This is a genomic window from Actinocrispum sp. NPDC049592 (assembly GCF_040675465.1).
Lineage (GTDB): Bacteria > Actinomycetota > Actinomycetes > Mycobacteriales > Pseudonocardiaceae > Kibdelosporangium.
The window spans coordinates 141,582-165,377 of record NZ_JBFAPA010000007.1 but is presented as its reverse complement, the minus strand read 5'-3'; the positions used below and the strand labels follow the sequence as shown (position 1 = coordinate 165,377).

Genomic DNA, 23,796 nt, shown 5'->3' with positions numbered 1-23,796 from the left:
CTGGACGGTTGATCGACACAGAAGTGCTGGCGGCCTTAACGTGACGGCTGTGGATTTGCACAGCGCCGTGGCCGGCAACGACACGGATGCGGTCCGTGCGTTGCTGGCGAGCGGGGCGGCGCTGTCGGTGACCGACGCGGCGGGCAACACGCCGTTGGAGGTGGCGCGGGATCCGGATATCGCGCGGTTGCTGATCTCCGCGGGGGCGCCGGTGCGGACGAACGGCGAGACCACGCCGCTGCACCAGGCGATCGAGCACGGCTGGATGGACGTGGCCGAGATGTTGCTCGAGCGGGGCGCGGATCCGGGCAGCCGGGACGGGTTCGGCGACTTACCCCAGGACCTGTTACCCGATGGCCCATCGCTGTTACGCGAGAAGATGGGCCGGCGGTTGCGTTATCACGGTCGCTCGGCGCATCTCGGGCTCGACGAGGTGGCGAGCGGTCCTCAGCAGACAGTCGTGCTGCGGCCGCGCCGGGCGGAGGCGTTGACCTCGATGTACCGCGGCACCGTGCTCGTGCGGTGGGAGGTGGAGCCGCGGATCCGGCCGGTCGAGATCATGCGTATCGCGTCCCGCACGGACCTTCCCGGGCCGGCGGCGTCGGTGAACGGGTCGATGCTGGCGTTCGCGACGCCGCGGAACGTGCAGATCAGGCAGTGGGCGGCGATGCGGATGGTGCGGGAGCTGCCGGACGTGCCCACCGGGGCGTTGGCGTTGTCACCCGATGGGCGGCATTTGGCTGTCGGCGGGAACCAGCGTCTGTGGATTGTGGACCCGGTCAGCGCCGCGGTACTGGGCAAGGACCAGGAGCTGGACCACACCGACTGGGAGGGTCTCGGCGATTCCCGTGTGACACCAACGTTTTCACCCGATGGGCGGACGCTGGCGGTGGGGAACTCGATGCGCGGCAGCTGGTGGCTGACGGTGCTGGACGTCGCCGAGGACGGGCACCTGCGGCACCGCTACGACCGGCGCGACCCGCAGCCGTGGAGCTCCGAGGTGTCCGGCGAGGTCCGGTTCTCCCCCGACGGTGAACTGATCGTGATGTGGGTACACCCCAATGCGGTGATAGCGACGCGCACCGCGACCGGGGAACCCGCGTGGCGGCACGAGATCGAGTCGCGCACGGGGTCGTTGTGCTTCTCCAGTGACGGCCGGACGCTGGCGGTGGGCACCGAGTCGGGAGTGTCCTGGTTGGACGCCCAGTCCGGGCGGCCGCGCGGGCGGGAGACCACGTTCGGGTCCGTGCACGACCTCGCCTACGCCGACCACTGCGGGATGCTCGCCGCCACCAGCACCGGCCTGCACCGGCTCATGGGGTGACGATCTCGATTCCCTTGCTCGCCGCGCGGTTCTGCCCCCAGTCGTACAACGCCTGCAGCACGGGCCTGAGGTCGTCGGCCACGAGCTTGTACGACACCCCCGGTGGTGCGGTCTCGTGCTCGGTCCGCTCGATCAGGCCGGCCTCGGTGAGTTCCCGGAGCCGCTGGGTGAGCATCTTCTCGGTGATGTCGGGTACCTTGCGGCGCAGCTCGCCGTAGCGCAGGTCCCCTTCCTTGAGGTGGGCCAGGATCACCACCGCCCACTTGCCGCCGATCACGTCGACCGCAAGCTCGACCGGGCAGTGGTACTGGGTTCGTTGCACGCTCACGCACCACAAAGTACGTACTTTCCCGGCCGTGGTCGAAGTGGTCGACTGTGGGCGTGACAGTTGAGTACATCCGTTATCGCATTGCTCTCGACCAGACGGCCGCTTTCGAGGAGGCCTACCGGCGCGCCGCCAAGCCCCTGCTCGCGTCCCCGTTCTGCCGGGACTACGAGCTGTCCCGGTGCGAGGAGGACCCCGAGAGCTACATCCTGCGGATCATCTGGACGTCGACCGCCGACCACGTCGAGGGGTTCCGCGCCAGCAAGGAGTTCCAGGAGTTCTTCGCCGAGATCAAGGACTACGTGTCCGCGATCGAGGAGATGCGCCACTACCACCAGGTCAACAAGGTGCCCTCGCTGTACGAATGGGCAGGCGGTGCCGCCGCTTTCGAGAAGCTGTTCACCGAGTTCTACACCCGCGTCGCCGACGACCCGCTGATCGGGCCGCTGTTCGCCACCATGGACCCCGAGCACCCCAAACACGTCGCCGCCTGGCTGGGGGAGGTGTTCGGCGGGCCCAAGGCGTACTCGTCCGAACGGGGCGGGCACCAGCACATGATCTCCCGGCACCTCGGCAAGGCCCTCACCGAGCAGCAGCGCCGCCACTGGATGAACCTGCTGATCGACACCGCGGACGCCATCGGCCTGCCCACCGACCCCGACTTCCGCTCGGCCTTCGTCGGCTACCTCGAATGGGGCACCCGCATGGCCCTGACCTACTCCCAGCCCGGCATGTCCGGCACCACCAACGAACCCATGCCCACCTGGGGCTGGGGCGAGCTCCACCGCCCCTACGGCACAAGCTGACCTTGCCTCCGGCCCCCGAAATCCAGCCTAGGCGAAGGGGACCGACAGTTCTGGGGTGTGCGGCTGGGGTTGTTGTCCACAGGCCCGTCGGCTCGCAACCGGCGGGCCTCGTCACATCGAGGCCACTGTGCACAGGGTGTCGATGGGGAGGTCGACGGCGCGGGCGATGGCGACGACGGTGAAGAAGGCGGGGGTGGGGATGCGGCCGTGTTCGATCTTGCGGAGGGTCTCCACGGAGATGCCCGCGGCGGCGGCCACCTCGACGCCGCTGCGGTCGCCGCGGGCCGCGCGCAGGGCTTCGCCGAGCCGGATGCCGCGTTCGCGGTCCTCGTCGGTGAGGGGTGGCCGGACCATCCGCCAATAGTAATACTGTGATAGAAATACCGGGATAATTATCCCGAGGAGTGCGTGATGGTGGACCTGAAGACGCCGGCGGAGCTGGATCTGATGCGGCAGGCGGGCAAGGTGGTCGCGGCCATGCTCGCGGCGGCCAAGGAGGCCGCGGCGCCGGGTGTGTCCCTGCGGGAGCTGGACAACGTCGTGGCCGAGGTGATGTCAGCGGCCGGTGGGAAGTCGTCGTTCCTGCACTACCACCCGCACTCCGCGCCGACGCCGTTCCCGGCGGTGATCTGCGCGTCGGTCAACGACATGGTGGTGCACGGCATCCCCGGCGACTACCGGCTCAAGGAAGGCGACCTACTCAGCGTCGACTGCGGAGCGCACGTCGCGGGGTTCCACGGCGACGCGGCGATCAGCTTCACCATCGGCGAGCCCTCACCGGAGGACGCCGAGCTGATCGAGACGACCCGCAACGCCCTGTACGCGGGGATCGCCCAGGCGAAGGTCGGCAACAGGCTGGGCGACGTGTCGCACGCGATCGGCGAGATCGGCCGGACGCGGGGTTACGGGCTGCTGGCGTACCACGGCGGCCACGGGGTGGGCCGCAGGATGCACGAGGACCCGCACGTGCCCAACGAAGGGCGGGCCGGACGCGGCCTGAAACTCAAGGCCGGCCTGGTGATCGCGATCGAGCCGATGTTCATCGCGGGCGGCCGGGACAACTATGTGACCGAACCGGACGGGTGGGGCCTGCGGTCGGCCGACGGGAGCCGCGCCGCGCACTGGGAGCACACCATCGCCGTCACCCCCGACGGCCCGGTGATCCTGACCGCTCCGTGAGTGGTCCTGCCCGTCAGGCAAGCGGAACCACTCACGGAGGGGGCCTTGCTCAGCCGAAGAAGACTTCGGCTTCCTGGTAACGCTCCAGCGGCACGGTCTTGAGTTCCGCGGTCGCCTCGGACAGCTTCACGCGCACGATGTCGGTGCCCTTCAGCGCGACCATCACACCGAAGTCGCCGTCGGCCACCGCGTCCACCGCGTGCAGGCCGAACCGGGTCGCCAGGACACGGTCGTACGCCGTCGGCGTGCCACCGCGCTGCACGTGCCCGAGCACCACCGCGCGCGACTCCTTGCCGGTGCGCTGCGCGATCTCCTCGGCCAGCCAGGTGCCGATGCCGCCCAGCCGGACGTGCCCGAAGGCGTCCTTCTCACCGGTCAGCAGCTTCTCCTCGCCGCCCTCCGGCAGCGCGCCCTCGGCCACCACGATGATCGGCGCGTACTCCCGCTCGAACCGGCGCTCGACCCAGGAGACGACCTGGTCGACGCTGAAGTGCCGCTCCGGCACAAGGATCACGTTCGCGCCGCCGGCCAGGCCGGAGTGCAGCGCGATCCAGCCGGCGTGCCGGCCCATCACCTCGATGACGAGGGCACGGTGGTGCGACTCGGCGGTGGTGCGCAGCCGGTCGATGGCCTCGGTCGCGATGTGCACCGCGGTGTCGAAGCCGAACGTGTAGTCCGTCGCGCCCAGGTCGTTGTCGATCGTCTTGGGCACACCGACCACACCGACACCGTCATCGGTCAGCCGCTTGGCCACGCCGAGGGTGTCCTCGCCGCCGATCGCGACCAGCGCGTCGATCCCCTGGTCGGCCAGCACCTTCTTGATCTTGTCGACGCCCCCGTCGACCTTGTACGGGTTGGTGCGCGACGAGCCGAGGATCGTGCCGCCCCTGGTCAGGATGTCCTCGACCTGGTCCAGCCCGATGGGCTTGGACTTGCCTTCGAGGGGTCCCTGCCAGCCGTTGCGGAACCCGACGATCTCCCAGCCGTGCGCTTCGATGCCCTTGCGGGTCACCGCCCTGATCACCGCGTTCAGACCCGGGCAGTCGCCGCCACCGGTGAGTACGCCAATACGCATGGAGTGAAGGGTGTCACGTGCTGGATCGGTAAAGCAACCGACCCCCCGTTAACGAACCGGAAACCCTCGAGCCCCTCCCACCCCTCGGAACCGAGCACGATTGGTGAGCACATTCCGTAACGAATAGGACATCATCATCGCTCGGAGTAACAGCTGGGAGATCGACAAAGACGCCCCAGGCGACCGCACGCCGGGGAGGAAGAGATGACGATCCGACCATTGCTGGTTCTCGCCGGTGGCCTGTGCGCGGTGGTGCTGACCGGCTGCGGCAGCAAACCAGTGGCCACATCGGCGCCTCAGGCGACGACCTCAACGCCGACCACGACCACCACCTCGACGACCATCAGCACTCCGACCACGACCACGAAGGTGCACTGCACCGACTTCCCGGTCTCCTCGTACATCGGGCAGTCAGCGATCCACTCCGATGACGTCAAGGCCCAAGGCTGGTACGTGACCCTCTACGGCGTCGGTGCGGCAGGTCTCGACAAGCTGGTCATCAAGTCGGTGGACAAGCAGGAGTTCGGCTGCGTCGCGACCTTCACGCTCGCCGAAGGCGATCCGCCGGCCCCACCCGCGCCGCCGGAGCCACCGCCCGGGCCGCTGACCACCGTCAGCGACGGCACCTACCTGGTCGGCACCGACATGGTCGCGGGGTCCTACAAGTCGCCAGGCTCACCGGATGGCTGCTACTGGGCACGGATGAAGGACGATGCCGGGCAGAAGATCATCGCCAACGACTTCACCGAGGGGCAGGCCCGGTTCACGGCCAAGAAGGGCGAGTTCGTCCGGGTCGCCGGATGCACGTTCACCAAGGTCTAGCGGACGGGGAAGCCCCGACGGAGGCGTTCGACCTCGATGATCTGCCAGCGCGCGAGGTTGTGGCGGGCGTCGGCCAGCGCGTCGTGGGCGTCGGTCGGGGGGTTGGGCAGCGGGGGCTTGCCGACGTCCTCCCAGCGTTGGCGCAGGTCGCGGGTGAACCGCGGGAGCTGGCGCGGGAGGGCGGGCATGGCGCCCCAGAGCTGGGCCAGTGCGACGTGGTCGTAGGCGGCGAACCAGGCCCACAGCTCGACGTTCTCGCCGTTGGGGCTGAGGAACTTCATCAGCTCCTCGCGGATGGCGGCCCGGCTGCGCCACGCCTTGTCGCCCGGGGACGGCAGCTTGTCCAGCACGTTCTCGCGCACCCACTGGCCGGCCTTGCCGGGGTCGAACTCGGTCGACACCGCGTAGAACTCGCGGCCGTCCTCCGCGACGACACCGATGGACACCAGGTCGATCGTCACTCCGTCTTCGATGAACTCGGTGTCGTAAAAAAATTTCACCGACAGACCTTACCCAGCCTTCGTTTCGGGGACGCGCTCCACGTCACGCTGGACCGGCACGTGGCCGTTGGTGGCGGTCTGCGCCTCCTTGACCTTGGCCGCGTACACGTCCACGTACTCCTGGCCGGACAGCTCCATCAGCGCGTACATGACCTCGTCGGTGATCGACCGCTCGACGAACCGGTCGCCCTCCATGCCCTCGTAGCGGGACAGGTCGATGGGCTCGCCGAACTTCACCCGGATCTTGGTCGGCTTCCACATCTTGGAACCGATGGGGTTGGCGATGTCGGTGCCGAACATGGCCACCGGGATGATCGGCACCTTGGCGGTCAGCGCCATCCGGGCGATGCCGGTCTTGCCCTTGTACAGCCGCCCGTCCGGCGACCGGGTGCCCTCCGGGTAGATGCCCAGCAGGTTGCCCTCCTTGAGCAGCCGCACGCCGGTGTCCAGCGCCGCCTGCGCGGCCGACCCGCCGGTGCGGTCCATCGGGATCTGCCCCATCCCGGTGAAGAACCAGCGTTTGAGCGTGCCCTTGATGCCCGTGCCGGTGAAGTACTCCATCTTGGCGATGAAGGTCACCCGCCTGCCGGGGATCACCAGGGGCATGAAGAACGAGTCGGAGACCGCGAGGTGGTTGCTGGCCAGGATCGCGCCGCCGGACTTCGGGAGGTTCTCCAGTCCCTCGGCCTCCGGGCGGAAGAACAGCCGCAGGACCGGTCCCAGCAGCACGTGTTTCATCAGCAAGTACAGCACCGTGTAGCGCGCCTCCCTATTCCCGCCGAACAGCCTACGAAGAGTGGCCGGTCAGGCACAACGCAAGGCCCCCACATGTCGGTACCGGCGGCCCCGGGGAAAACAACGCGCAAAAGACAACGAAGTAACTGGCGCCCGCGATGGGAGTCCGTGCGACGATGGCTAGTGAGACTTGGATGGACGAGGAGGAGTCGGGTGCAACTCTTCGGGACTCCGTCATGAAGGGCGGCTCGGACGGACCGGAGGACGTGGACGCCGCCTTCGCGCAGATCGTCGCGGAGCTGGAACGCGAGGGTGTCGGCGCGAACGTGCCCACGGACCTGTCGGACCTCGCGGAGCTGACCGACGCCCCGGCGGCCGAGCAGGCCGAGCAGCAGGAGTCGTCCGCCGCCGCGGAGGAGCCACCGCCGGCCGCGTCGCCGCCTCCGGTGGCCTGGCGCGGCAGTGACACCGAGGTCGACTGGGCGTGGAGCACGGACGACGACCACTACGTGCCCCCGGAGCCGCCGCCCATCCCCCGGCCCAGCGCCTTGACGATCCTCGCCCTGGTGCTGATGCTGATCGCGTTGTTCCTGCTGGTCGCGCCCAGTCTGATCGGCCTGGCCACGCGGGTGGCCACACCCATCGCCCTGATCAGCGCGGCGGTCGGGATCGGCCTGGTCGTGCTGCGCATCCGGCAGAACAACTCCGACGACAGCGACGACAACGGCGCTCAGGTCTAGGCCGGGTTGGCCGCGGCGAGAATGGCCAGTTCCGTCCGGTTGGTCACGGCGAGCTTGGCGTAGATGTGCGTCAGGTGCGCCTTCACGGTGCCGCGGCTCATGTACAGGCGCGTGGCGATCTCCGGGTTGGACAAGCCCTCGGCGACCAGCCGCACCACGTCCAGCTCGGTCGGCGTGAGGCTCGCCCAGCCCGCCTGCGGACGGTTCCGCGGCCCACGCCCACGGGTCAGCGCCGCCACCGCGTCGTCGAGCGAACGGGCCGCGCCGTCGTCCCAGAGTGACAAGAACTCGTCATCGCCAAGGTGCCCGCGCAGAGCCGCGACGACTGCCTCGTGTTCCTTCAAGTCGACCGGGGGCAACGGGTGGCCCATAGCCTCGCGCGCACTGCTAGCAGTCCCTAGCAGTCGCACGGCTTCCGCGTGATTGCCTACAGCCGCCTCAAGGTGAGCCAACGCGTCGAGGCTACGCACGGTGTAGGTATGCACACGGACTTCACGGCGCAACGACAGTGCTTGGTGGTGCAGGTCGCGTGCGCGGCCTGGATCGGTGTCGCGGATCAGGAACGCCTGTTCGTCCAACGCGTCCGCGAGGATGTACGGCGACTTGTGTTCCTCGGCCAGGCGCACACCCTTGGCCGCGACCTCAGCGGCCTCTTCGAGCCTTCCCAGCAGCCGCAGACCGGCTGCCAGACCCGGAAAACATCGCGTGGCCGTCCAGTGCCGGGTGTCCGTGGTCATCCGCGAGATGCCACGTTCCAGCCACCGGACGGCGTCGTCGAGGTCGCCGTCCCACAGGTGCAGCATGCCCATCGAGTGCTCGAACGCGACCGCGTCGACGTCCGGGGTCTCGTCGATGGAGCGCACGATGCCCTCGAGCATCTTCAGGCCCGCGGCGATGTTCCCGGTCATCCCCGCGACCAGCGCGATGTTGGCGGTCATGGTGCCGACCGCGAAGTAGTCGCCGAGCGGCCCCACGATCGGGAGCAGACCTTCGCCCACCTCGGTGGCGCGGCGCAGGTCGCCGGTCTCCAGCCCGGCCCACAGTTCGATGCAGTACGCGAACGCGGCGCAGAACCGGTCACCGCGCGCGGCGCTGCGCTCGTAGACCGGTCGCGCAATTGCGATGGCCTCCTCGTGCCGGTTGCGCGCGGTGAACGAGTAGGCGGCCATGATCGCGGCGAAGTCCTCGGTGAACGGGTCGCCCGACCGCACCTCGTGGGCCTCGCGCGCCACCGCCTCGCACTTCTCGAAGTCGGAGAAGAACGCCGTGAACGCCATCGCCGTCAGGCAGCGGCCGCGCGCCACGTCGTCGCCGTTCTCCGCGGCCAGCTCCAGGCCTTGCCGGGCGACCTCGTCGATGAAGACCATCCGCCCGCTCAACATGCCGAGCAGCGCGATCCCTGCCAGCAGACGGCTTTGCAGCGATGACCGGTCCGCAGGATCGGCCGCGCGCCGCAGGAAGTCCAGACCGGCGTGCACTTGACCGGTGATGAACCACTGGCGCGCCATGGCCGCGGCCAGCCTGCGACCGCGATCGTCCTTTGTGGATAGTCCCCGGTCCAGGGCGGCGTTGATGTTGTCCTGCTGGCTGAGCAGTTCGCGGCGCCAGGTGTCCTGGTCGGTCTCCAGGCCGTCCTGCGCGGCCTCGACCTCGCGCAGGTAGTGGTCCAGGTGCCGGTCGCGGATGGTCTCGGTCTCGCCGGACGCGTCAAGCCGTTCCTGCGCGTACTGGCGGACGGTGTCGAGCAGGCGATACCGGACGTGCCCATCGTTTTCGCGCACGGACACCAGGGACTTGTCCACCAGGCGGCCGATCATGGCCAGTTCGCTGTCGCAGACGGCTTCCGCGGCTTCCAGGGTGAACGTTCCGGAGAACACCGCCATCCGGCGGAACACGGCTTTCTCGTCGTCGTCCAGCAGCGCGTGGCTCCACTCCATCGACGCCTGCAGCGTCTGGTGGCGCGGGATCGCGCGGCGCGCTCCGCCCGCCAGCACACGGAACCGGTCGGCCAGCCCGGCCGCGATCTGCGCCGGTGAAAGCGCTCTCACCCACGCCGCGGCCAGTTCCACCGCGAGCGGGATGTTGTCGACCTGTTCGCACACCGCGCGCACATCGGTCTGGGTCGTGTGGACGTCGAACCCGGGCGCGGCCAGGCTCGCGCGGTCGACGAACAGCTCGACCGCCTCGTCCTCCTTGAGCGACGGCACCCGCCAGACCGTTTCGCCCGCGACACCCAGCGGCTCGCGGCTGGTGGCCATGATCGAGACCTCGGGGCAGGTGCGCAGGACGGTGTCGGTCAACGCCGCGGCCGGGTCGAGCAGGTGTTCGCAGGTGTCCAGGCACAACAGCAGGCGTTTCTGCCGGAGCTGGGCGGCCAGGGCGTCGATCGGCGCGCTGCCCGGTTCGAGCAGGACTTTCAGGGTCGCCGCCGTCAGCCTGGGAACCTGGTCCGGGTCGGTCACCGGTCCCAGGTCGACCAGCCACACCCCATCCGGCCAGCGGTCCTTCACCCGGGTGGCGAGCTCGACCGCGAGCCGCGTCTTGCCGCAGCCACCCACCCCGGCGAGCGTCACGAGCCGCCGGCCGGACACCAAGGCCTCGATCTCGCCCAGCTCCTGCCCGCGGCCGACGAAGCTCGTCAGCGAAACCGGCAGGTTGTGGACGGTCATACCCCGAATCGTAGCCAGCGGTTTTGCCGATATCGGCCACTTGGCCAATGTTCCGCGGCGGCCCGCCAGGCACCGTACGGGCATGGGGACAACCACCATCGCCCACAGCCAGGGGCGCCTCAACCGCGCCCTGGTCGACGGCGACTCCGCGGTGCTGACCGAACTGGTCGCGGCCGCCTGCCGGGTTGTTCCGCGTGTTGAGCGTGTGGGTCCGGTCGGGCACCGGCTGGCAGCTCGCCGCGACGCAGTACACCGCGATTCTCCTGAAAGGGGTTACTCATGGAAAAGATCACTTCGTTGGTGCAGAGCTGGGTGGACGCCGAGCTGGCCGGTGACGCGGCCGCGATGGACGCGCTGCTGACCGACGACTTCATCGGCGTGGGCCCGGTCGGGTTCGTGCTCAACCGGGCGCAATGGCTGGGGCGGCACGAATCGGGCTCGGTGCGCAACCACGAGTTCAGCGTGACGGACCTGCACATCCGCGTGTACAACGACACCGCGATCGTCGAGGCCACCGAGACCCAGCGGACCACCGCCCGCGGCTTCGAGAACAACGGCTCCTTCCGCCTCGGCATCGTCGCCGTCCTCCAGGAAACCTGGAAAATCGCGCACATCCAGTTCAGCGGCCCGCTGATCGCACCCGGCGAAGTCCCCGACTTCGTGAAGTCGGCCACCGCCAACCGTTGACACCCATCCGGCCCCACAAAATCCCCCACCCACCCGGGGGGCTCCCCGATGCCATTCTATCGAGGATTAGGGCGGTGAAGCGGGATTGAGGCGTGCGAGTGGGCGGTTCGCACGGGGTTCGCTCGGATGGGTGTCAGTCCAGTGCGGCTAGTTCTTCTGGGGTGAGGGTGATTGTGGCTGCGGCGATGTTCTCTTCGAGGTGGGTTAGGGAGCCGGTGCCGGGGATGGCCAGTACGTGCGGGCCTTGGTGGAGGGTCCAGGCGAGGCGGATCTGGGCGGGGGTGGCTCCGCGGGCGGCGGCGAGATCGGTGATGGCGGCGCTGGGGGTGCTGCCGTCACCGGTGTCGCGGCCGGAGCCGGCGATCGCGAAGAAAGGCACGAATGCGATGCCCTGGTCACGGCACGCGTCCAGGACGTCCCGCCCCTGCCGCCGGTCGAAGGCGAACGGGTTCTGCACGCACACGACGGGCGCGATCGCCTGCGCCTCAGCCAACTGAGCCACGGTCACCCCCGAAACGCCCAACGACCGGATCAGCCCCTCGGCCTGCAACGCCGCCAGCGCCGAGAAATGCGCCGCCACGGAGGTCTGCCCGCGGGATACCCGCAGGTTCACCACATCCAGGCAGTCCAGCCCCAGCTGCCGTAGGTTCTCCTCCACCTCCCCGCGCAACTCCGCGGGTGTGGCCGGTGGTTCCCAAGCGCCCGAGGCGTTGCGGCGCGGGCCCACCTTCGTCACGATCACCAGATCCTTGGGGTACGGCGAAAGCGCGCTGTTGATCAGCTCGTTGGCCGACCGGGTCTGCGAGAAGTAGAACGTGGCGGTGTCGATGTGGTTGACGCCCAGTTCGATGGCGCGGCGCAGCACCTCTATCGATGTGGAACGGGACCGCGGCCCGCCTTGGTGGAACGGCGCGGTCCCGGTGAGACGCATGGCGCCGAACCCGACGCGGCGAACATCATTCAGCACTTGCGCCAATCTAGCTTGAACGTTGCGCTGCCGTCGGTCGAGTCCATGGTCATCATGCTGGCCGCGGACTTGCCGGTCACCTTGAGGTCCGCCTTGATGGTCAGCGGTTTGTGTTCCTTGCAGGTGTTGTGCACGACGGTGACCGGTTGATCGGTTGTCTGCCAGTCGCCGACCATCGGGCCGTCGAAGTTGTGCGGGTTGTGGACGGTGGGGGTCAGGCCGGGGAAGAAGTAGCTGGTGCGCAACGTGCCTTTGGTGCCCGGTTCGAGGCTGGCGAACCCACGGTAGTCGGTCTGCGCGATGCCGTAGGTGTATCCGTCGGGATGGTTTACCCGCAACGAGATGTCGCACGTCTTGTGTCCGTCCGGCCCGTGTGGATGGACGATGAAGTCGTTGTACACCACCGTGAACGCCTCGTTGTCGAGGGACATCGCGACCGAGGCGCTGCCAGGCGGGCAGCCCTCACCCGACACGGACAACACGTCGATCGTCACCGAAGGCGGCGGCGGAACGACCAGGCTCAACACCAGAACGGCTGCAGCGAACATGAGACCTCCTGCGCAGGGAGGCAAAAACTATCGCCGCCGAACCAGCCCGTGTACCGCCGGAAGGCGTCAGTGCTTGCCGTTGACGACATCCCGGGCCAACGCCGCGGCGCCGACGAGCCCGGCGTCGTCGCCCAGCTGCGCGGTCCGGATCCGGGCCAGCGGGCGGTATCCCGCGCCGGTCACGGCATCCCGGTAGAACTCCCGGGCATCGTCCAGGAACAACGGCGCCGACTCGGACACGCCGCCCGCGATCACGACGACCTCGGGGTCGTAGATGTCCGCCACCAGAGCCAAACCCTCGCCCAGCCACCGCGCGAGCTCCGCCATTGCCCGCAGCGCCACCGGATCCCCGTCACGGGCCGCCCCGGCGACCTTTCGTCCGGTGATGGAACGTGCGTCGCCCGCGGACTCCCGCGCCAGCACCGTCGACTGGCCGGGGTGCCCGGCCAGAAGTTCAATGGCGGTCGCGCTGAGAGCGGTTCCACTGCAGTAGCGCTCCCAGCAGCCGGCTTTGCCGCACGAGCACGGCCGTCCACCCGGGACAATGCGCAAATGTCCCAACTCGGGCGCGACCCCGTGCGCGCCGCGGAAGATCTTCCCGTCCAGCAGCAGGCCCGCGCCGATCCCGGTGCCGATCGCGATCAGGCAAGCGACCTTCGCGCCCCGCGCCGCCCCGTACCGGTACTCGGCCAGCGCCGCCGCGTTGGCGTCATGCTCCAGCACCACAGGCAGGTCGATCTTGCGTGAGATGCGGTCGGCGACCGCGGCCCGGCGCCACGCGAGGTGCGGCGCGAACATGACGGTCCGCAGGTCGGTGCTGACAAAACCCGCCACGGCCAGGCCCACGGCGGCCACCTGATGGCGTGCCGTCAGCGAGGTGATGACCGAGACGATGGCGTCGTTCAACGCCTCGGCACCCGAGGGCGTGCCGACGCGGGCAGTGTCCAAAATGGTGCCCCGGCGGTCGACCACACCGGCGCGCACGCTGGTGCCCCCGATGTCGATGCCGATGGTCAGCATGGGAAACCGCGGCGAACCGGAATGTGTTGCACGCGTTGATTGTGTTCGGCCGGGGCCGCGGGCGCGCGGGGAGGTCGCCCGGCGGGCTTGAAACCGGGCATATGCGGCACACCGGGTTCCCAGCGGTCGGCGAGGACTGCCCGCAGCAGGGCCACGATGTCCGCCGCCTTGTCCAACGATGACGCCGCCAGCGGGTTGGGCTCGCCGCGCACGAGGGCGGCCAGCGCGCACAGTGGACAGTTGGACGGCGGCCCGGTGTGCTCGGCGGCCACCCGGTCCAGGTAGGGGCCCATCCGCTCGGCGACCGCGTCCATCAGCAGCACGATCTCCTCGAGCAGCCGCGATCCGGGCTCGGCGGTCACGACAGGGCCTCCACAGCGATCTCGAACCGGATCAGCAGGCCGTCCCCGTCCACGGAAGCGTCCACGACCGAGTACCGCCGCAGCACCGCGGGCAACGGCACCAGCCTGCGCATCCCGTCCACGGTCACGGCGAGATCATCCCCCACCCGCGCCAAGTCCACATCGGACGAAGCGGTCAGCGGAACCGCCACGCGCAGCAGGTAAGCGGCACCGTCCGGCCGGATCTGCAGCAGCGACTGCCGGGACCCCGAGGCCACCAACGGATCCGTACGCCCGTAGAGCGCGTCGGCCAGTTCCCGCAACGCATCCAGCCCGACCGGCTCGGCTGCCCGATGCTCGACCACGTGCACATCCAGCGAAGTCGACGCGCGAAGCTCGTCCAGAACGGCGTCCTGCTCGCCGCGACGGGTCCGCAGCCAGGTGGCGGCCGGGCCACGGCGCATCCCGGCCTTGGGCACGAGCCGGTTCGCGATCAGCCCGTCCACCCGGATGTCCCGCAACGCCAACGCCGACAGCGTCCGTTTGCTCTCGGCGACCACGAGCCGTTCCGGGGTCAGCACCAGCCGAACGCCGGTGACCTCCGGGTTCGCCAGCAGTTCCCGCAGGTCGGACAGGTGTTCCGCCAACCGGGCAACGGCGTCGGCCCAGCCCTGCCGCCCGGCGACCATCCCCCGCACCGACCGCGGCGGGAACGCGCGCTGCAGGTAGGTGGCGATGGCGTCGGGCAAAGCCAAGAGCCGCAACGTCTCCGCTGTCGGACCGCAGTCGACCACCACGACGTCCCACGAGCCGGTCCGCGCCAGCCGGGCGACCTCGGTCAGCGCCAGCAGTTCGTCCAGGCCGGGCACGACGGTGAGCTCCTCGGCGTCCAGCGCGTCCACCCCTGCGCCGGAGAGAATGAGCTGGATCTTCGACCGCAGCTCCTGCCACGCGGAGTCGACCAGGCCACGGGTGTCCACGTGCGCGGCGTGCAGACGCGTGTCCACAAGGGACGGTTCGCCGCCCAGCCGGGTGCCGAACGCGTCGGCCAGCGAGTGGGCAGGGTCGGTCGACACGACGAGGGTCGCGTGCCCGCGCCCGGCCAGCCGAACGGCGGTCGCCGCGGCCAGGGTGGTCTTGCCCACGCCGCCTTTTCCGGTGAACAGCAGGATCCGCACGCCCGGGTTACAACCCTTCGGCGCGGCGCTTGAGGTCCTTCAGCGCGATGTCCATGATCGTCTTCTCGGCCTTGCGGCGGAACAGCCCGATCATCGGGACGGCCAGCGTGACCGAGAGCGTGTAGGTGACCTTGGTGGCGCCGTCGTCCTGCGGCTCGAGCAGGTAGCGGCCCTTCTGGGCCTTCTGCATCTGCCCCTTGACCAGCGTCCAGTCCACCGACAGGCCGTCGGTGGCCCAGGTGTACTCCAGGGTGTAGGAGTCCTTGAACATGACCGCCTCGACGGTGAAGGCGACCTGCTTGGCCTGCCCGTCGTCGTCCTCGGAGACGACTTCGACCTCCTTGACCGCCCCGGTCCATTCCGGGTACGCGGGGAAGTCGGCGATCACGCTCATGATCGTGTCCGGGTCTGCCTCTACGACAATGGACTGGGTGGACTCGTCGGCCATGCCGGGCAGGCTACCTGGTTCGGTCACCAGGTCAGAACGTGCGGCACCTGGGTTCGCTGGAAATGTCCGACATTGATGCAGCCGGTCATGCCGATCCGGATCCGCGCTGACAGCGGCTGGTGCACGTGCCCGAAAAGCGACCACCGGGGACGTTGCTCCTTGATCAGCTCGACCAGGGCGCGCGAACCGGGCTCGCTGCGACGTGCGACAACGTCGTAGGTGAGTTCGGGCACAGCGGGCGGGATGTGCGAGCAGAGCACGTCGACGTCGGTGAGCTTGCCGACACGGGCGTTGAAATCCTCCTCCGGGCGGAGGTAGGGGAACCACGCGCCGGTCCGCCGGATCCGGCCGCCGGGCGCCAGGATCGAGCCGCCGACGAAGCCGAACCGCAGGCCGCCGATCTCGGCGACGTCGCCGTCCAGGATCGTCAGGTGGTCCCCGGCGAACTCGGTCCACAGCTCGGGCACGTCGACGTTGCCGGGCGTGGCGTACGTGGGCGCGGACATCGCCTGGAACAGCCGCTCGTACTGCTCCCGCAGGGCCTCCTGGACCGTGTCGGCGGCGTTGTCCAGGCTTTCCCACAGCGTGCGGGCGTACGCGGCCAGCTCGGCGTGCTGGCGGTTGCGGCGCAGCTGGGCGAACCGGCCGACCTTCTCCGGGCCGAACACGGCGCCCAGGATGCCGCCGGAGTGGTCGTGGTAGTCGACGAAGTCGATCAGGTCGCCGAGCACGACCAGCGCGTCGGCCCCGTCACCCGCGCGAGCGAGCGCGTCCGAGTTGCCATGGACATCGGAGACGACGTGGACCCGCACTCCTTCACCTTACGGTGGGCAGCCGGGGCGGCGTCCATCCTCCAGGACGGTCTTGAGGTCGAACGCGATGGTCTTGGCGGCCAGCTGGCGGCGGTGGACCTCGCGCATGGCCTCACGCGGAGTCATCGGCTGAGCTGGGTCGGCCCGCAGGAAGTAGTGCAGCAGGGTGCCGTCGAGCATCGGCTCGCACCACACCTCCATCGACCCGGTGAGCGCCCCTTGGACAGTCCAACGGAGTCCCTTGTCGCCGCGGTCGAGGTAGACCTCCAGCCGCAGGTCCGGCCAGAGCCTGCGCCAGGTCGCCGGGTCGGTGAACGCGGCGGCGACGGTCGCGGGCGGCACGGCGAGGAACGTCTCGTCGACGACATCAACAGCGGGCACACCATGAGCATCGCACGGGCAGGCGGCACCCGTCCCACGGGTAAAAGTTTCACGGCGTGCACAGGTGGACTATCTTCTGCCGACGTGCGGGAATACAGTGCGCCGGCGACGTTCACGGTCAATGCCGACGAGAACCTGACGGACATGGTGTTCGCGAACGCCGACCGGTTCGGCGACGCCGTCAGCTTCCGCCGCCAGGTGGACGGGTCGTGGGTGGACGTGACGGCGCGTGAGTTCGCCGCGCACGTGCTGGCGGTCGCGAAAGGACTGATCGCCACCGGCCTGAAGCCCGGCGACCGAGTGGCGCTGCTGTCCAAGACCCGGTACGAGTGGTCGCTGTTCGACTTCGCGATCTGGACCGCCGGGTGCGTCACCGTGCCGATCTACGAGACCTCCTCGGCCGACCAGGTCGAGTGGATCCTGACCGACTCCGACGCGCGCGCCGTGATCGTCGAGACCCCCGCGCACCGCGCTGTCGTCGATGGCCTGGTCGACCGGTTGCCGGAGATCGGGCGGGTCTGGCAGATCGACGCCGATGAGGACCTCGCGCCCGCGGTCGACGAGCTGACGTCGCTGGGCGCGGAGGTCGACGACGAGACCACGCACGACCTGCGCCGGAGCGTGCGGGCCTCCTCGCTCGCGACCCTCGTGTACACGTCCGGGACGACCGGGCGGCCCAAGGGCGTTGAGCTGACCCACCGCAACCTGCTGGCGGAGGTCCGCGCGGACCTCGCGGCCTTCCCGGAGTTGTTGCGACCCAACAACTCCATGCTCGTGTTCCTGCCGTTGGCGCACGTTTTCGCCCGGGCGATCGCTTTGTGCTGCGTGTACGCGCGCACGACCGTTGGGCATCTGCCGGATGTGAAGACCCTGGTTCAGGATCTGGGGACGTTCCGGCCGACTTTCGTGGTCGCTGTGCCACGGGTGTTCGAGAAGGTCTACAACTCCGCGCGGCAGCAGGCGCATTCCACCGGCAAGGGGCGGATCTTCGACCTCGCCGAGTCGGTCGCCCTGGAGTACAGCCAGACCCGCCGGCCCGGGGTGGCGTTGCGGGCCAAGCACTTGGTGTTCGACCGGCTTGTGTATGTCAAGCTGCGGGCGGCTCTTGGTGGGCGGTGTGAGGCCGCGATCTCCGGCGGTGCGCCTCTTGGCGAGCGGCTCGCGCATTTCTTCCGGGGCATCGGGGTTCCGGTGTACGAGGGCTATGGGCTGACTGAGACTTCGGCCGCGATCGCGGTGAACACCGACGCGGCTTTCCGGGTGGGCACTGTGGGTCGGCCGGTCGCCGGGGCTTCGGTGCGGATCGACGATGACGGTGAGATCCTGCTGTCCGGCGACATGGTGTTCGGATCGTACTGGCGCAACGAGGTCGCCACCAAGGAGTCGCTGCAGGACGGGTGGTTCCACACCGGCGATCTGGGCACTGTGGACAGTGACGGGTTCATCGCCATCACCGGGCGCAAGAAGGAGATCATCGTCACGGCTGGCGGCAAAAACGTTGCCCCGGCGGTGCTCGAGGACAGCCTGCGCATGCACCCGTTGGTGTCCCAGGCGCTTGTCGTCGGCGACCGGCGGCCGTTCATCGGCGCGTTGATCACCATCGACGAGGAGCACTTCCCGCACTGGAAGGCCGCGCACGGCAAGCCGGTCTCCGCGACCGTTGCCGACCTGGTCGACGACCCCGACCTGCACGCCACCATCCAGTCCGCTGTGGACAGTGCCAACCAGGCGGTGTCCCGCGCCGAGTCGATCCGCGCGTTCACCGTGCTGCCAAGGGACTTCAGCGAGGAACGCGGCGAGGTCACGCCGAGCCTGAAGCTGCGGCGGGAAGTGATCGCCAAGGCGTACGCGGACCGCATCGAGTCCATCTACGGATGATGGAGATCCGGCCGGCCACCGACAGCGATTCACCGCATTTCGAGGAGGCGTTCTTCGCCGACCGCCTGGCGCGCCAGAACTCCGGCCGAGGCTGGCTGCTCACGGGTTGGCATGACGCGGAGTTGATCGGCCACCTCTACATCCGCGTGGAACCGCCGGAACAACCCGCCGTCCGCATCGCCCTGCCCGCGGTCCCGTTCATCCAGGGCATCAACGTCGCCCCGCCACACCAAGGCAACGGCCACGCCAAGACCCTCGTCACCGCCGCCGAACGCCTCCTGCACACCCACGGCCACACCAAGGTCGGCATCGCCGTGCCCGTCGAACACGTCGACGCCGCCCGCCTCTTCACCCGCCTCGGCTACCGCGAACAACCCCACTCCCCCATCTCCCTGCTCACTGACATCTGGCTGCCCACCGGCCGCCGCTCCCGCCCCGAAACCTGCTTCGTCCTCATCAAACCGCTGCGGTAACTCGATCGAGCGACCTCAGGTCCACGTAGGACACAGTCCGGTCACGGCTGATAACGGTGTGACTGATCCATTCGACGCCCTCCACGCAGGCAGATCACCGCCAGAGGAGAGCCTGAGATGATCAAGCACTTTGTCGTGCTCGCAGAAGTCGCTCGGACAATGGGCGGGGACCGGTGACCACTGCGGCGGCACCGCGGAATCCTGCGAACTGGCCTTCAGGATCACCAAGATCACGAACTGCACGGGCAGCTACGCCGGCGACCCACCACCGGTGGGCACCACTCGCAAGCTCGTCTGGGTCGAGGTCAGTACAGGTTCGCAGTACGACCAGATGAATCTCTCCCCCCGGGATCGTCACGCGATTCACCGCAGTCGGCAAAAGCTGAATGGTCTGGCGCACAACGCCTCAGGGGGTCAACAGGTCTTGGAGGCGGTCGGCGATCTGGGTCCATTGCCAGTGCTGGGAAACCCAGGAACGGGCGGCGGCGCCCATCGCGGCGGCCTTGTCGGGGTCGGCGAGGAGGGGGGCGATGCGGGCGGCGACTTGGGTGGGGTTGCGGCCGTCGACGACGTGGCCGGTGACGCCCTCCTGCACGGTTTCCGGTGAGCCACCGGAGTTTCCGGCGATCACCGGCAGGCCGCAGGCGGAGGCCTCGAGGAAGACGATGCCGAGGCCCTCCACGTCGAGCCCGCCGCCACGGGTCCGGCATGGCATGGCGAACACGTCACCGGCGACGTAATGCGCCGGAAGTTCCTCCCAGGGCACGGGTCCGGTGAGGATCACATGCTCGTCCACGTCGTTTTCCTTGGCCAGGGCCCGAAGCCGGGACGCGTACCGGCCGCCGCCGACGATCAGCAGCGCCGCGTCCGGCACCTGGCGGCGGATCGCGGGCAACGCGCGGATGAGGGTGTCCTGGCCCTTGCGGGGTACGAGACGTGACACGCAGACGACGGTGGGGCGGTCGGAAAGGTTGTGGCGCTTGCGGATCAACGCCCGCGCTTCCGGGTCGGGGCGGTACAGTTGGGTGTCCACACCGGACGGTAGGTGTTCGAGGGCCGCGTACCGGCCGAACGCGGCGGCGAACCGGTTGCGAGCGTACTTGCTGATGTACGTGATCACGTCCGTTGTGGACCCGATCCGCCGCAAAGCCTGACGGGACACCGGAAGCATCGACCAGCCGACCTCGTGGCCGTGCGTGGAGGCGACCGTCCTGGCGACGCCAAGGGTGGGGCCGAGCAGGCCGAGCGGTGCGGCGGCGCCGAACCAGACGGTCGAACACTCCTCGGCCTTGATGATCTCCCGCGCCCGGCGCGCCACGTCGGGTGTCGGCAGCATCAGCGAGGTGCGGTGGCGGACGACGTGGAACGGCTGGGCGGCGTCGAAGGTGGCCGCGCCCTCCCAGGCGGGCGCGTACACGACCAACGAGTGCGCGGGCAGCCTGCTGGCGAGTTCGTGCAGGTACAGCTGGATTCCGCCGTGCCGCGGCGGGAAGTCGTTGGTCAGCAGAAGCGTCCGGGCCACACCCGCACTTTAGTGTCTAGCCGAGCGTCTCGCGGAGGTACTCCTGCCAGCCCGCCACGAACTGCTCGCGGTTGAGGCCAACAACGGACTGCAGCAGCTTGTCGATCTCGGTGGCGCCCGCCCGGCCGGACCTGGCGAGGGTGTGGTACAGCTCAAGGAGTTTGGCTTCGCCGAACTTGTCGGCGACATACCGGGCGACCGAAAGGGACTGCTGGTAGGCGAGGTCGAGGGTGTGCCCCGAGCCGCGGAACTCCTCGTCGGTGGGCAGCCGGTCCGGCGGGCCGCGCGTGATCATCTGGGCGTTCAGGTCCGGCGCGGCCTGGGACAAGGGGATGCCGCTCTCGCGGTACCCCACATAGTCGGCGAACCCCTCCAGCAGCCACATCGGCGAACCGTCCACTGTGTACCCACGGGCGGCGATGTGCGTGATCTCGTGGCGTAGCACGATCTTCAGCGCCGCGACCGACAACGTGTCCGCGGTGGCCGGGCTCATGACGACCCGCTGCCCCTCGGCGGTGTGCTTGTCGGTGTCCACCCGATCGGCCACCGAGACCGCGACCACGGCGTCCACCGGGAAGTTCGGGCCCACCAGCGCGCGCATCTCCTCGGGCGTGTCCGGCAGCAACACGACGACCTGCTCCGGCCAGCCCGCGCCCCACACGTCGCTCACCGCGCGCACCGCCGAGTCCAGCTCGGTCGCGATCCGGTCGGCCATCTCCTTGCGCGCGGGGTGGTACACAACCAGCCCACGCCCGGTCGCGACCGCCGCACAGGGCCCGAAATCCCAAGGCCCGCGCCACGTTTTCCGGCCGACCCCAGCCAAGTCGTTGTCGGACCGCAGGTACCAGGTGCCCGCGCGCTTGACGAGCAGGTACCCCATCGGGCGTTGCGTCGCGGCCACATCCGACCCCTGCAACGCGTAGACCAGCTGGATCTCCGGCGCCCACAGCTCTTCGGCCCCCCGCACACCGGGAAGCACCGCGGAATCGAGGGATCGCTGCGGCACGAGCGTGTAGTCCCACTCCCGCAACGGCACGCCCGCGAGGTTGGTGAACATGGTCAGCTGCGCCTTGACGAAACCCGGATCCGCCTGCGGGTCCAGCCCGGCCAGGAACGCCTTCTCGTCGCGGCGCTTGATCGCATCGGCGCGGCCGTGCAGCAGCGCCTGGACCGCGTCCGTGCGCATCGAGGCCGGTGGCGCGATCGCCGCCTGGCTCGGCGCGGACGAGGTCTGCGCCTGGTCCGGCGGGAGCGTGCCGGTGCGGTGACTCAACGGTGCCGAGACCAGCGCGAGGCCGCCGAGCAGCGCCACCGCTACCCCGGCCACCAGCAGAGCTCGAAACCGAGCGATCCCGGTCACAACCTGATCGTATTGCCCCACAGGTGATCTTGTCGGTCACCCTGCCTGTCGATTCCCTGAGACCCACCTGTCCCCCGGCCGACCCTGTGGATAACTCCTCCACACCCACCCACAAATGTCGTCCCCCACCCGTAGCGTGAAATTAGGGGTTCCCCCTGGGAGGGGACCCTCGTCGCGGCGTGCGCATGCGCGGGTTGGGGGCGGGGTGGTGGCGGAGGCAGGCCGGACTCGGCGGGGCAGGCCGGACGCGGCGGGGCGGGTGGGGCGGACGCGGCGGGGCAGGGCGCGGCGGGTGCGGTGCGGGACCGGTGAAGTGGGACCGGTGCGGCGAGGCCCGTGAAGTGGGCCGGTCCGGTCCGGCGGGGCCGGGCCGGTGAAGTGGCGCCGGGCCGGTCCGAGGCGGCGCGGTCCCAGGCGGCGCGGACCGGGGCGGCGCGGACCGGGGCGGCGCGGACCGGTGAAGTGGGACCGGTGGAGTGGGCCGGGCCGGTGGAGTGGGCGGGCGGGGACGGGGCAGGTGGGGCGGGGCAGGTGGGGCGGGGCGGGCGGAGCCAAGCAGCCGGGGCGGGGCGGGCCGGAGCCAAGCGGGGCCGAGCCAAGCAGCCGGGGCAGGACGGCCGGAGCCAAGCGGGGCAGAGCCAAGCGGGGCGGTCGTGAACCGGGCCGTCGGCCGCAGCGCGCAGGTAGTCCGGCGGCGAATGAGGTTTGGGGCCTGCGTGGGGAATGAGCACGGGTGGCTGGCCGCGGGAACCAGGTCGGGCACCTGGATGCGAGTGAGACAAGGGCGGATCATCCCCGGCCCAGAGCGAAGGGAGACGAGGGGCACGTCACCGAGTGAAGAGGGGCGGACAGAACTGAACCCCTCGTGTGGGGGGCACGAGGGGTTCAGGGGGTCGGCCGGGTGTCAGCCGACGATGCGCTTGGCGCCGAAGTAGTCCTTGCCGCCGCCGTCGATGGTGGCCGTCTTCACGGGGACACCGGAGGTGGAGGCGTGCACGATCATGCCGTTGCCGATGTACATCGCCACGTGGTGGATCGACCCGGCGCTGCCGCCGTAGAAGATCAGGTCGCCGGCGATGAGCTCGTTGCGGCCCACGGACCGGCCGACGCCGTACTGCGCGCGGCTGGACCGCGGCAGGCTGACGCCCGCCTGCTTGTATGCCCACGAGGTCAGGCCCGAGCAGTCGAACCCGCCGGGGGCCGCACCGCCCCACACGTAGGGCTGGCCGCGCATGCTCAGCGCCGCGTTCATGGCCGTGCCGGCGGCGCCGGGCGGGCCGATGTACACGCCGTTGTCGGCGGGGCCGATGAGCGAGTTCTTCTCGCCCTGGGTCAGCTTCTGCGCGGCGGCCTTGACCTGGTTGATCTGGGCGTCGAGGTCCTTCTTGCGGGCCTCGATGTCCGCCTGCAGCTTCGCCGCCGCGTCCCGGGCCTCGGTGGCGCGCTTGGCGGCGTCGGCCGCCTTGCGCTCCGCGTCGGCGGCGGTGGTGACGGCGGACGAGAGCTCGGTCAGCGCCTTGTTGTTGTCGGTGGCCAGCACGTTCAACGCGGTGGACCGGTCGAGGAAGTCCTCCGGCGAGGTCCCGGTCAGCAGCGCGGACAGCTTGTTGAAGCGGGCGCCCTGGAAAGAGGCGGTCGAAAGCTGGTCCACCTGGCCGCGGAACTGCTCCTCCGTGGCCGCTGCCTGGGTCTTGGCCTGGTTGGCGGCCGCCATGTCGGCGTTCGCCTTGTCGAGCTCGGCCTGCCGGGCGTCCTTGTCGTCCTTGGCCTTGTTGAGCTCCTCGTTCACCTGCTCGGCCTGCGCGGACAGGTCTTTGTACTTCTTGACCGCGTCCGAGTCGGAGTTCTGGGCCGGAGGCTGCGCGAGGGCCGGAGCTGGGGAGGTGCTGACCATCGCGATGATGGCGGAAGCTGTGAACGCTCCACGCATTCCGCGCTTCAGTCTCTGCGACGCCACGTCGCGCGTGTCTCCTTCGTCATCGCACCGCCGAGGGAAGGGCGCGGTC

The 23,796-nt window shown here is 69.4% G+C and carries 25 protein-coding genes; 8 read left to right on the top strand and 17 right to left on the bottom strand.

The window, feature by feature from the left end; genetic code table 11:
- Positions 1 to 49: 49 nt before the first annotated feature.
- Positions 50 to 1,324: an ankyrin repeat domain-containing protein gene (locus AB0J95_RS19710; RefSeq protein WP_364759272.1), complete on the top strand. Its 1,275-nt coding sequence runs from the start codon at positions 50 to 52 to the stop codon at positions 1,322 to 1,324.
- Here AB0J95_RS19710 and AB0J95_RS19705 read toward each other — a convergent pair.
- Positions 1,314 to 1,652, bottom strand: coding sequence for a helix-turn-helix domain-containing protein (locus AB0J95_RS19705; RefSeq protein WP_364759269.1), 339 nt, complete (start codon positions 1,650 to 1,652; stop codon positions 1,314 to 1,316). The two genes, AB0J95_RS19710 and AB0J95_RS19705, sit on opposite strands and share 11 nt — an antisense overlap.
- Before the next feature lie 53 nt (positions 1,653 to 1,705).
- Between AB0J95_RS19705 and AB0J95_RS19700 the strand changes: the two genes are divergently transcribed.
- Positions 1,706 to 2,455, top strand: coding sequence for an antibiotic biosynthesis monooxygenase (locus tag AB0J95_RS19700; protein ID WP_364759266.1), 750 nt, complete (start codon positions 1,706 to 1,708; stop codon positions 2,453 to 2,455).
- 111 nt (positions 2,456 to 2,566) lie between these two features.
- Here AB0J95_RS19700 and AB0J95_RS19695 read toward each other — a convergent pair whose 3' ends face one another.
- Positions 2,567 to 2,809: a helix-turn-helix transcriptional regulator gene (locus tag AB0J95_RS19695; RefSeq protein ID WP_364759263.1), complete on the bottom strand. Its 243-nt coding sequence runs from the start codon at positions 2,807 to 2,809 to the stop codon at positions 2,567 to 2,569.
- A 57-nt stretch (positions 2,810 to 2,866) separates the two neighbouring features.
- Between AB0J95_RS19695 and map the strand changes: the two genes are divergently transcribed.
- The gene (gene map, locus AB0J95_RS19690; RefSeq protein WP_364759260.1) at positions 2,867 to 3,634 is read left to right on the top strand and encodes a type I methionyl aminopeptidase; all 768 of its coding nucleotides are present in this window, start codon (positions 2,867 to 2,869) and stop codon (positions 3,632 to 3,634) included.
- A gap of 49 nt (positions 3,635 to 3,683) precedes the next feature.
- On the opposite strand, the gene AB0J95_RS19685 is transcribed toward map, so the two are convergent.
- The gene (locus tag AB0J95_RS19685; protein WP_364759258.1) at positions 3,684 to 4,709 is read right to left on the bottom strand and encodes a 6-phosphofructokinase; all 1,026 of its coding nucleotides are present in this window, start codon (positions 4,707 to 4,709) and stop codon (positions 3,684 to 3,686) included.
- Positions 4,710 to 4,913: 204 nt separating this feature from the next.
- Between AB0J95_RS19685 and AB0J95_RS19680 the strand changes: the two genes are divergently transcribed.
- Positions 4,914 to 5,531 (top strand): hypothetical protein, encoded by a 618-nt coding sequence (locus AB0J95_RS19680; RefSeq protein ID WP_364759255.1) that lies wholly within the window; start codon positions 4,914 to 4,916, stop codon positions 5,529 to 5,531.
- Here AB0J95_RS19680 and AB0J95_RS19675 read toward each other — a convergent pair.
- Together AB0J95_RS19675 and AB0J95_RS19670 are read right to left on the bottom strand one after the other, a co-directional pair.
- Positions 5,528 to 6,031, bottom strand: coding sequence for a polyadenylate-specific 3'-exoribonuclease AS (locus tag AB0J95_RS19675; protein ID WP_364759252.1), 504 nt, complete (start codon positions 6,029 to 6,031; stop codon positions 5,528 to 5,530). The genes AB0J95_RS19680 and AB0J95_RS19675 overlap by 4 nt on opposite strands.
- A gap of 9 nt (positions 6,032 to 6,040) precedes the next feature.
- Positions 6,041 to 6,784: a lysophospholipid acyltransferase family protein gene (locus tag AB0J95_RS19670; RefSeq protein WP_364759249.1), complete on the bottom strand. Its 744-nt coding sequence runs from the start codon at positions 6,782 to 6,784 to the stop codon at positions 6,041 to 6,043.
- 176 nt (positions 6,785 to 6,960) lie between these two features.
- On the opposite strand from AB0J95_RS19670, the gene AB0J95_RS19665 reads away from it, so the two are divergent.
- Entirely contained in the window at positions 6,961 to 7,506 is a 546-nt protein-coding gene (locus AB0J95_RS19665; protein ID WP_364759246.1) for a hypothetical protein, read from the top strand.
- On the opposite strand, the gene AB0J95_RS19660 is transcribed toward AB0J95_RS19665, so the two are convergent.
- Positions 7,503 to 10,175, bottom strand: coding sequence for a LuxR C-terminal-related transcriptional regulator (locus tag AB0J95_RS19660; protein ID WP_364759243.1), 2,673 nt, complete (start codon positions 10,173 to 10,175; stop codon positions 7,503 to 7,505). The two genes, AB0J95_RS19665 and AB0J95_RS19660, sit on opposite strands and share 4 nt — an antisense overlap.
- Positions 10,176 to 10,454: 279 nt before the next feature.
- Here AB0J95_RS19660 and AB0J95_RS19655 point away from each other — a divergent pair, with 279 nt between their 5' ends.
- A complete protein-coding gene (locus AB0J95_RS19655) occupies positions 10,455 to 10,862 on the top strand; it encodes a nuclear transport factor 2 family protein (protein WP_364759240.1) in 408 nt (135 codons plus the stop codon).
- Between the two features lie 133 nt (positions 10,863 to 10,995).
- Here AB0J95_RS19655 and AB0J95_RS19650 read toward each other — a convergent pair whose 3' ends face one another.
- From AB0J95_RS19650 to AB0J95_RS19615, 8 genes are all read right to left on the bottom strand, one after another.
- Positions 10,996 to 11,793 (bottom strand): aldo/keto reductase, encoded by a 798-nt coding sequence (locus AB0J95_RS19650; protein ID WP_364759965.1) that lies wholly within the window; start codon positions 11,791 to 11,793, stop codon positions 10,996 to 10,998.
- A 29-nt stretch (positions 11,794 to 11,822) separates the two neighbouring features.
- Positions 11,823 to 12,377: a DUF4360 domain-containing protein gene (locus AB0J95_RS19645; RefSeq protein WP_364759237.1), complete on the bottom strand. Its 555-nt coding sequence runs from the start codon at positions 12,375 to 12,377 to the stop codon at positions 11,823 to 11,825.
- Positions 12,378 to 12,443: 66 nt separating this feature from the next.
- On the bottom strand, positions 12,444 to 13,397 hold the full coding sequence (locus AB0J95_RS19640) for an ROK family glucokinase (protein WP_364759234.1): 954 nt from the start codon (positions 13,395 to 13,397) through the stop codon (positions 12,444 to 12,446).
- Complete coding sequence (locus tag AB0J95_RS19635) at positions 13,391 to 13,711, bottom strand: hypothetical protein (protein WP_364759962.1); 321 nt, start codon at positions 13,709 to 13,711, stop codon at positions 13,391 to 13,393. Before AB0J95_RS19635 ends, AB0J95_RS19640 begins: the two co-directional genes overlap by 7 nt.
- Before the next feature lie 44 nt (positions 13,712 to 13,755).
- Positions 13,756 to 14,916 carry an ArsA family ATPase gene (locus AB0J95_RS19630; protein WP_364759232.1) on the bottom strand — a complete coding sequence of 387 codons (1,161 nt, stop codon included), beginning with the start codon at positions 14,914 to 14,916 and terminating at the stop codon, positions 13,756 to 13,758.
- 7 nt (positions 14,917 to 14,923) lie between these two features.
- On the bottom strand, positions 14,924 to 15,364 hold the full coding sequence (locus AB0J95_RS19625) for an SRPBCC family protein (protein ID WP_364759959.1): 441 nt from the start codon (positions 15,362 to 15,364) through the stop codon (positions 14,924 to 14,926).
- Positions 15,365 to 15,387: 23 nt separating this feature from the next.
- The gene (locus AB0J95_RS19620) at positions 15,388 to 16,176 is read right to left on the bottom strand and encodes a metallophosphoesterase (RefSeq protein ID WP_364759229.1); all 789 of its coding nucleotides are present in this window, start codon (positions 16,174 to 16,176) and stop codon (positions 15,388 to 15,390) included.
- A gap of 9 nt (positions 16,177 to 16,185) precedes the next feature.
- Entirely contained in the window at positions 16,186 to 16,557 is a 372-nt protein-coding gene (locus AB0J95_RS19615; protein WP_364759226.1) for a polyketide cyclase / dehydrase and lipid transport, read from the bottom strand.
- Between the two features lie 84 nt (positions 16,558 to 16,641).
- On the opposite strand from AB0J95_RS19615, the gene AB0J95_RS19610 reads away from it, so the two are divergent.
- A complete protein-coding gene (locus AB0J95_RS19610; protein WP_364759224.1) occupies positions 16,642 to 18,435 on the top strand; it encodes a long-chain fatty acid--CoA ligase in 1,794 nt (597 codons plus the stop codon).
- Positions 18,432 to 18,908, top strand: a complete 477-nt coding sequence (locus tag AB0J95_RS19605) for a GNAT family N-acetyltransferase (RefSeq protein ID WP_364759221.1) — start codon at positions 18,432 to 18,434, stop codon at positions 18,906 to 18,908. Before AB0J95_RS19610 ends, AB0J95_RS19605 begins: the two co-directional genes overlap by 4 nt.
- Positions 18,909 to 19,314: 406 nt before the next feature.
- On the opposite strand, the gene AB0J95_RS19600 is transcribed toward AB0J95_RS19605, so the two are convergent.
- The 3 genes from AB0J95_RS19600 to AB0J95_RS19590 all read right to left on the bottom strand — a co-directional run bounded on the left by AB0J95_RS19600 (position 19,315) and on the right by AB0J95_RS19590 (position 23,747).
- Positions 19,315 to 20,430 carry a glycosyltransferase family 4 protein gene (locus AB0J95_RS19600; RefSeq protein ID WP_364759218.1) on the bottom strand — a complete coding sequence of 372 codons (1,116 nt, stop codon included), beginning with the start codon at positions 20,428 to 20,430 and terminating at the stop codon, positions 19,315 to 19,317.
- Between the two features lie 16 nt (positions 20,431 to 20,446).
- Positions 20,447 to 21,790, bottom strand: coding sequence for a hypothetical protein (locus AB0J95_RS19595; protein ID WP_364759215.1), 1,344 nt, complete (start codon positions 21,788 to 21,790; stop codon positions 20,447 to 20,449).
- Between the two features lie 904 nt (positions 21,791 to 22,694).
- Positions 22,695 to 23,747 carry an NlpC/P60 family protein gene (locus AB0J95_RS19590; RefSeq protein WP_364759212.1) on the bottom strand — a complete coding sequence of 351 codons (1,053 nt, stop codon included), beginning with the start codon at positions 23,745 to 23,747 and terminating at the stop codon, positions 22,695 to 22,697.
- Between the last annotated feature and the right edge of the window lie 49 nt (positions 23,748 to 23,796).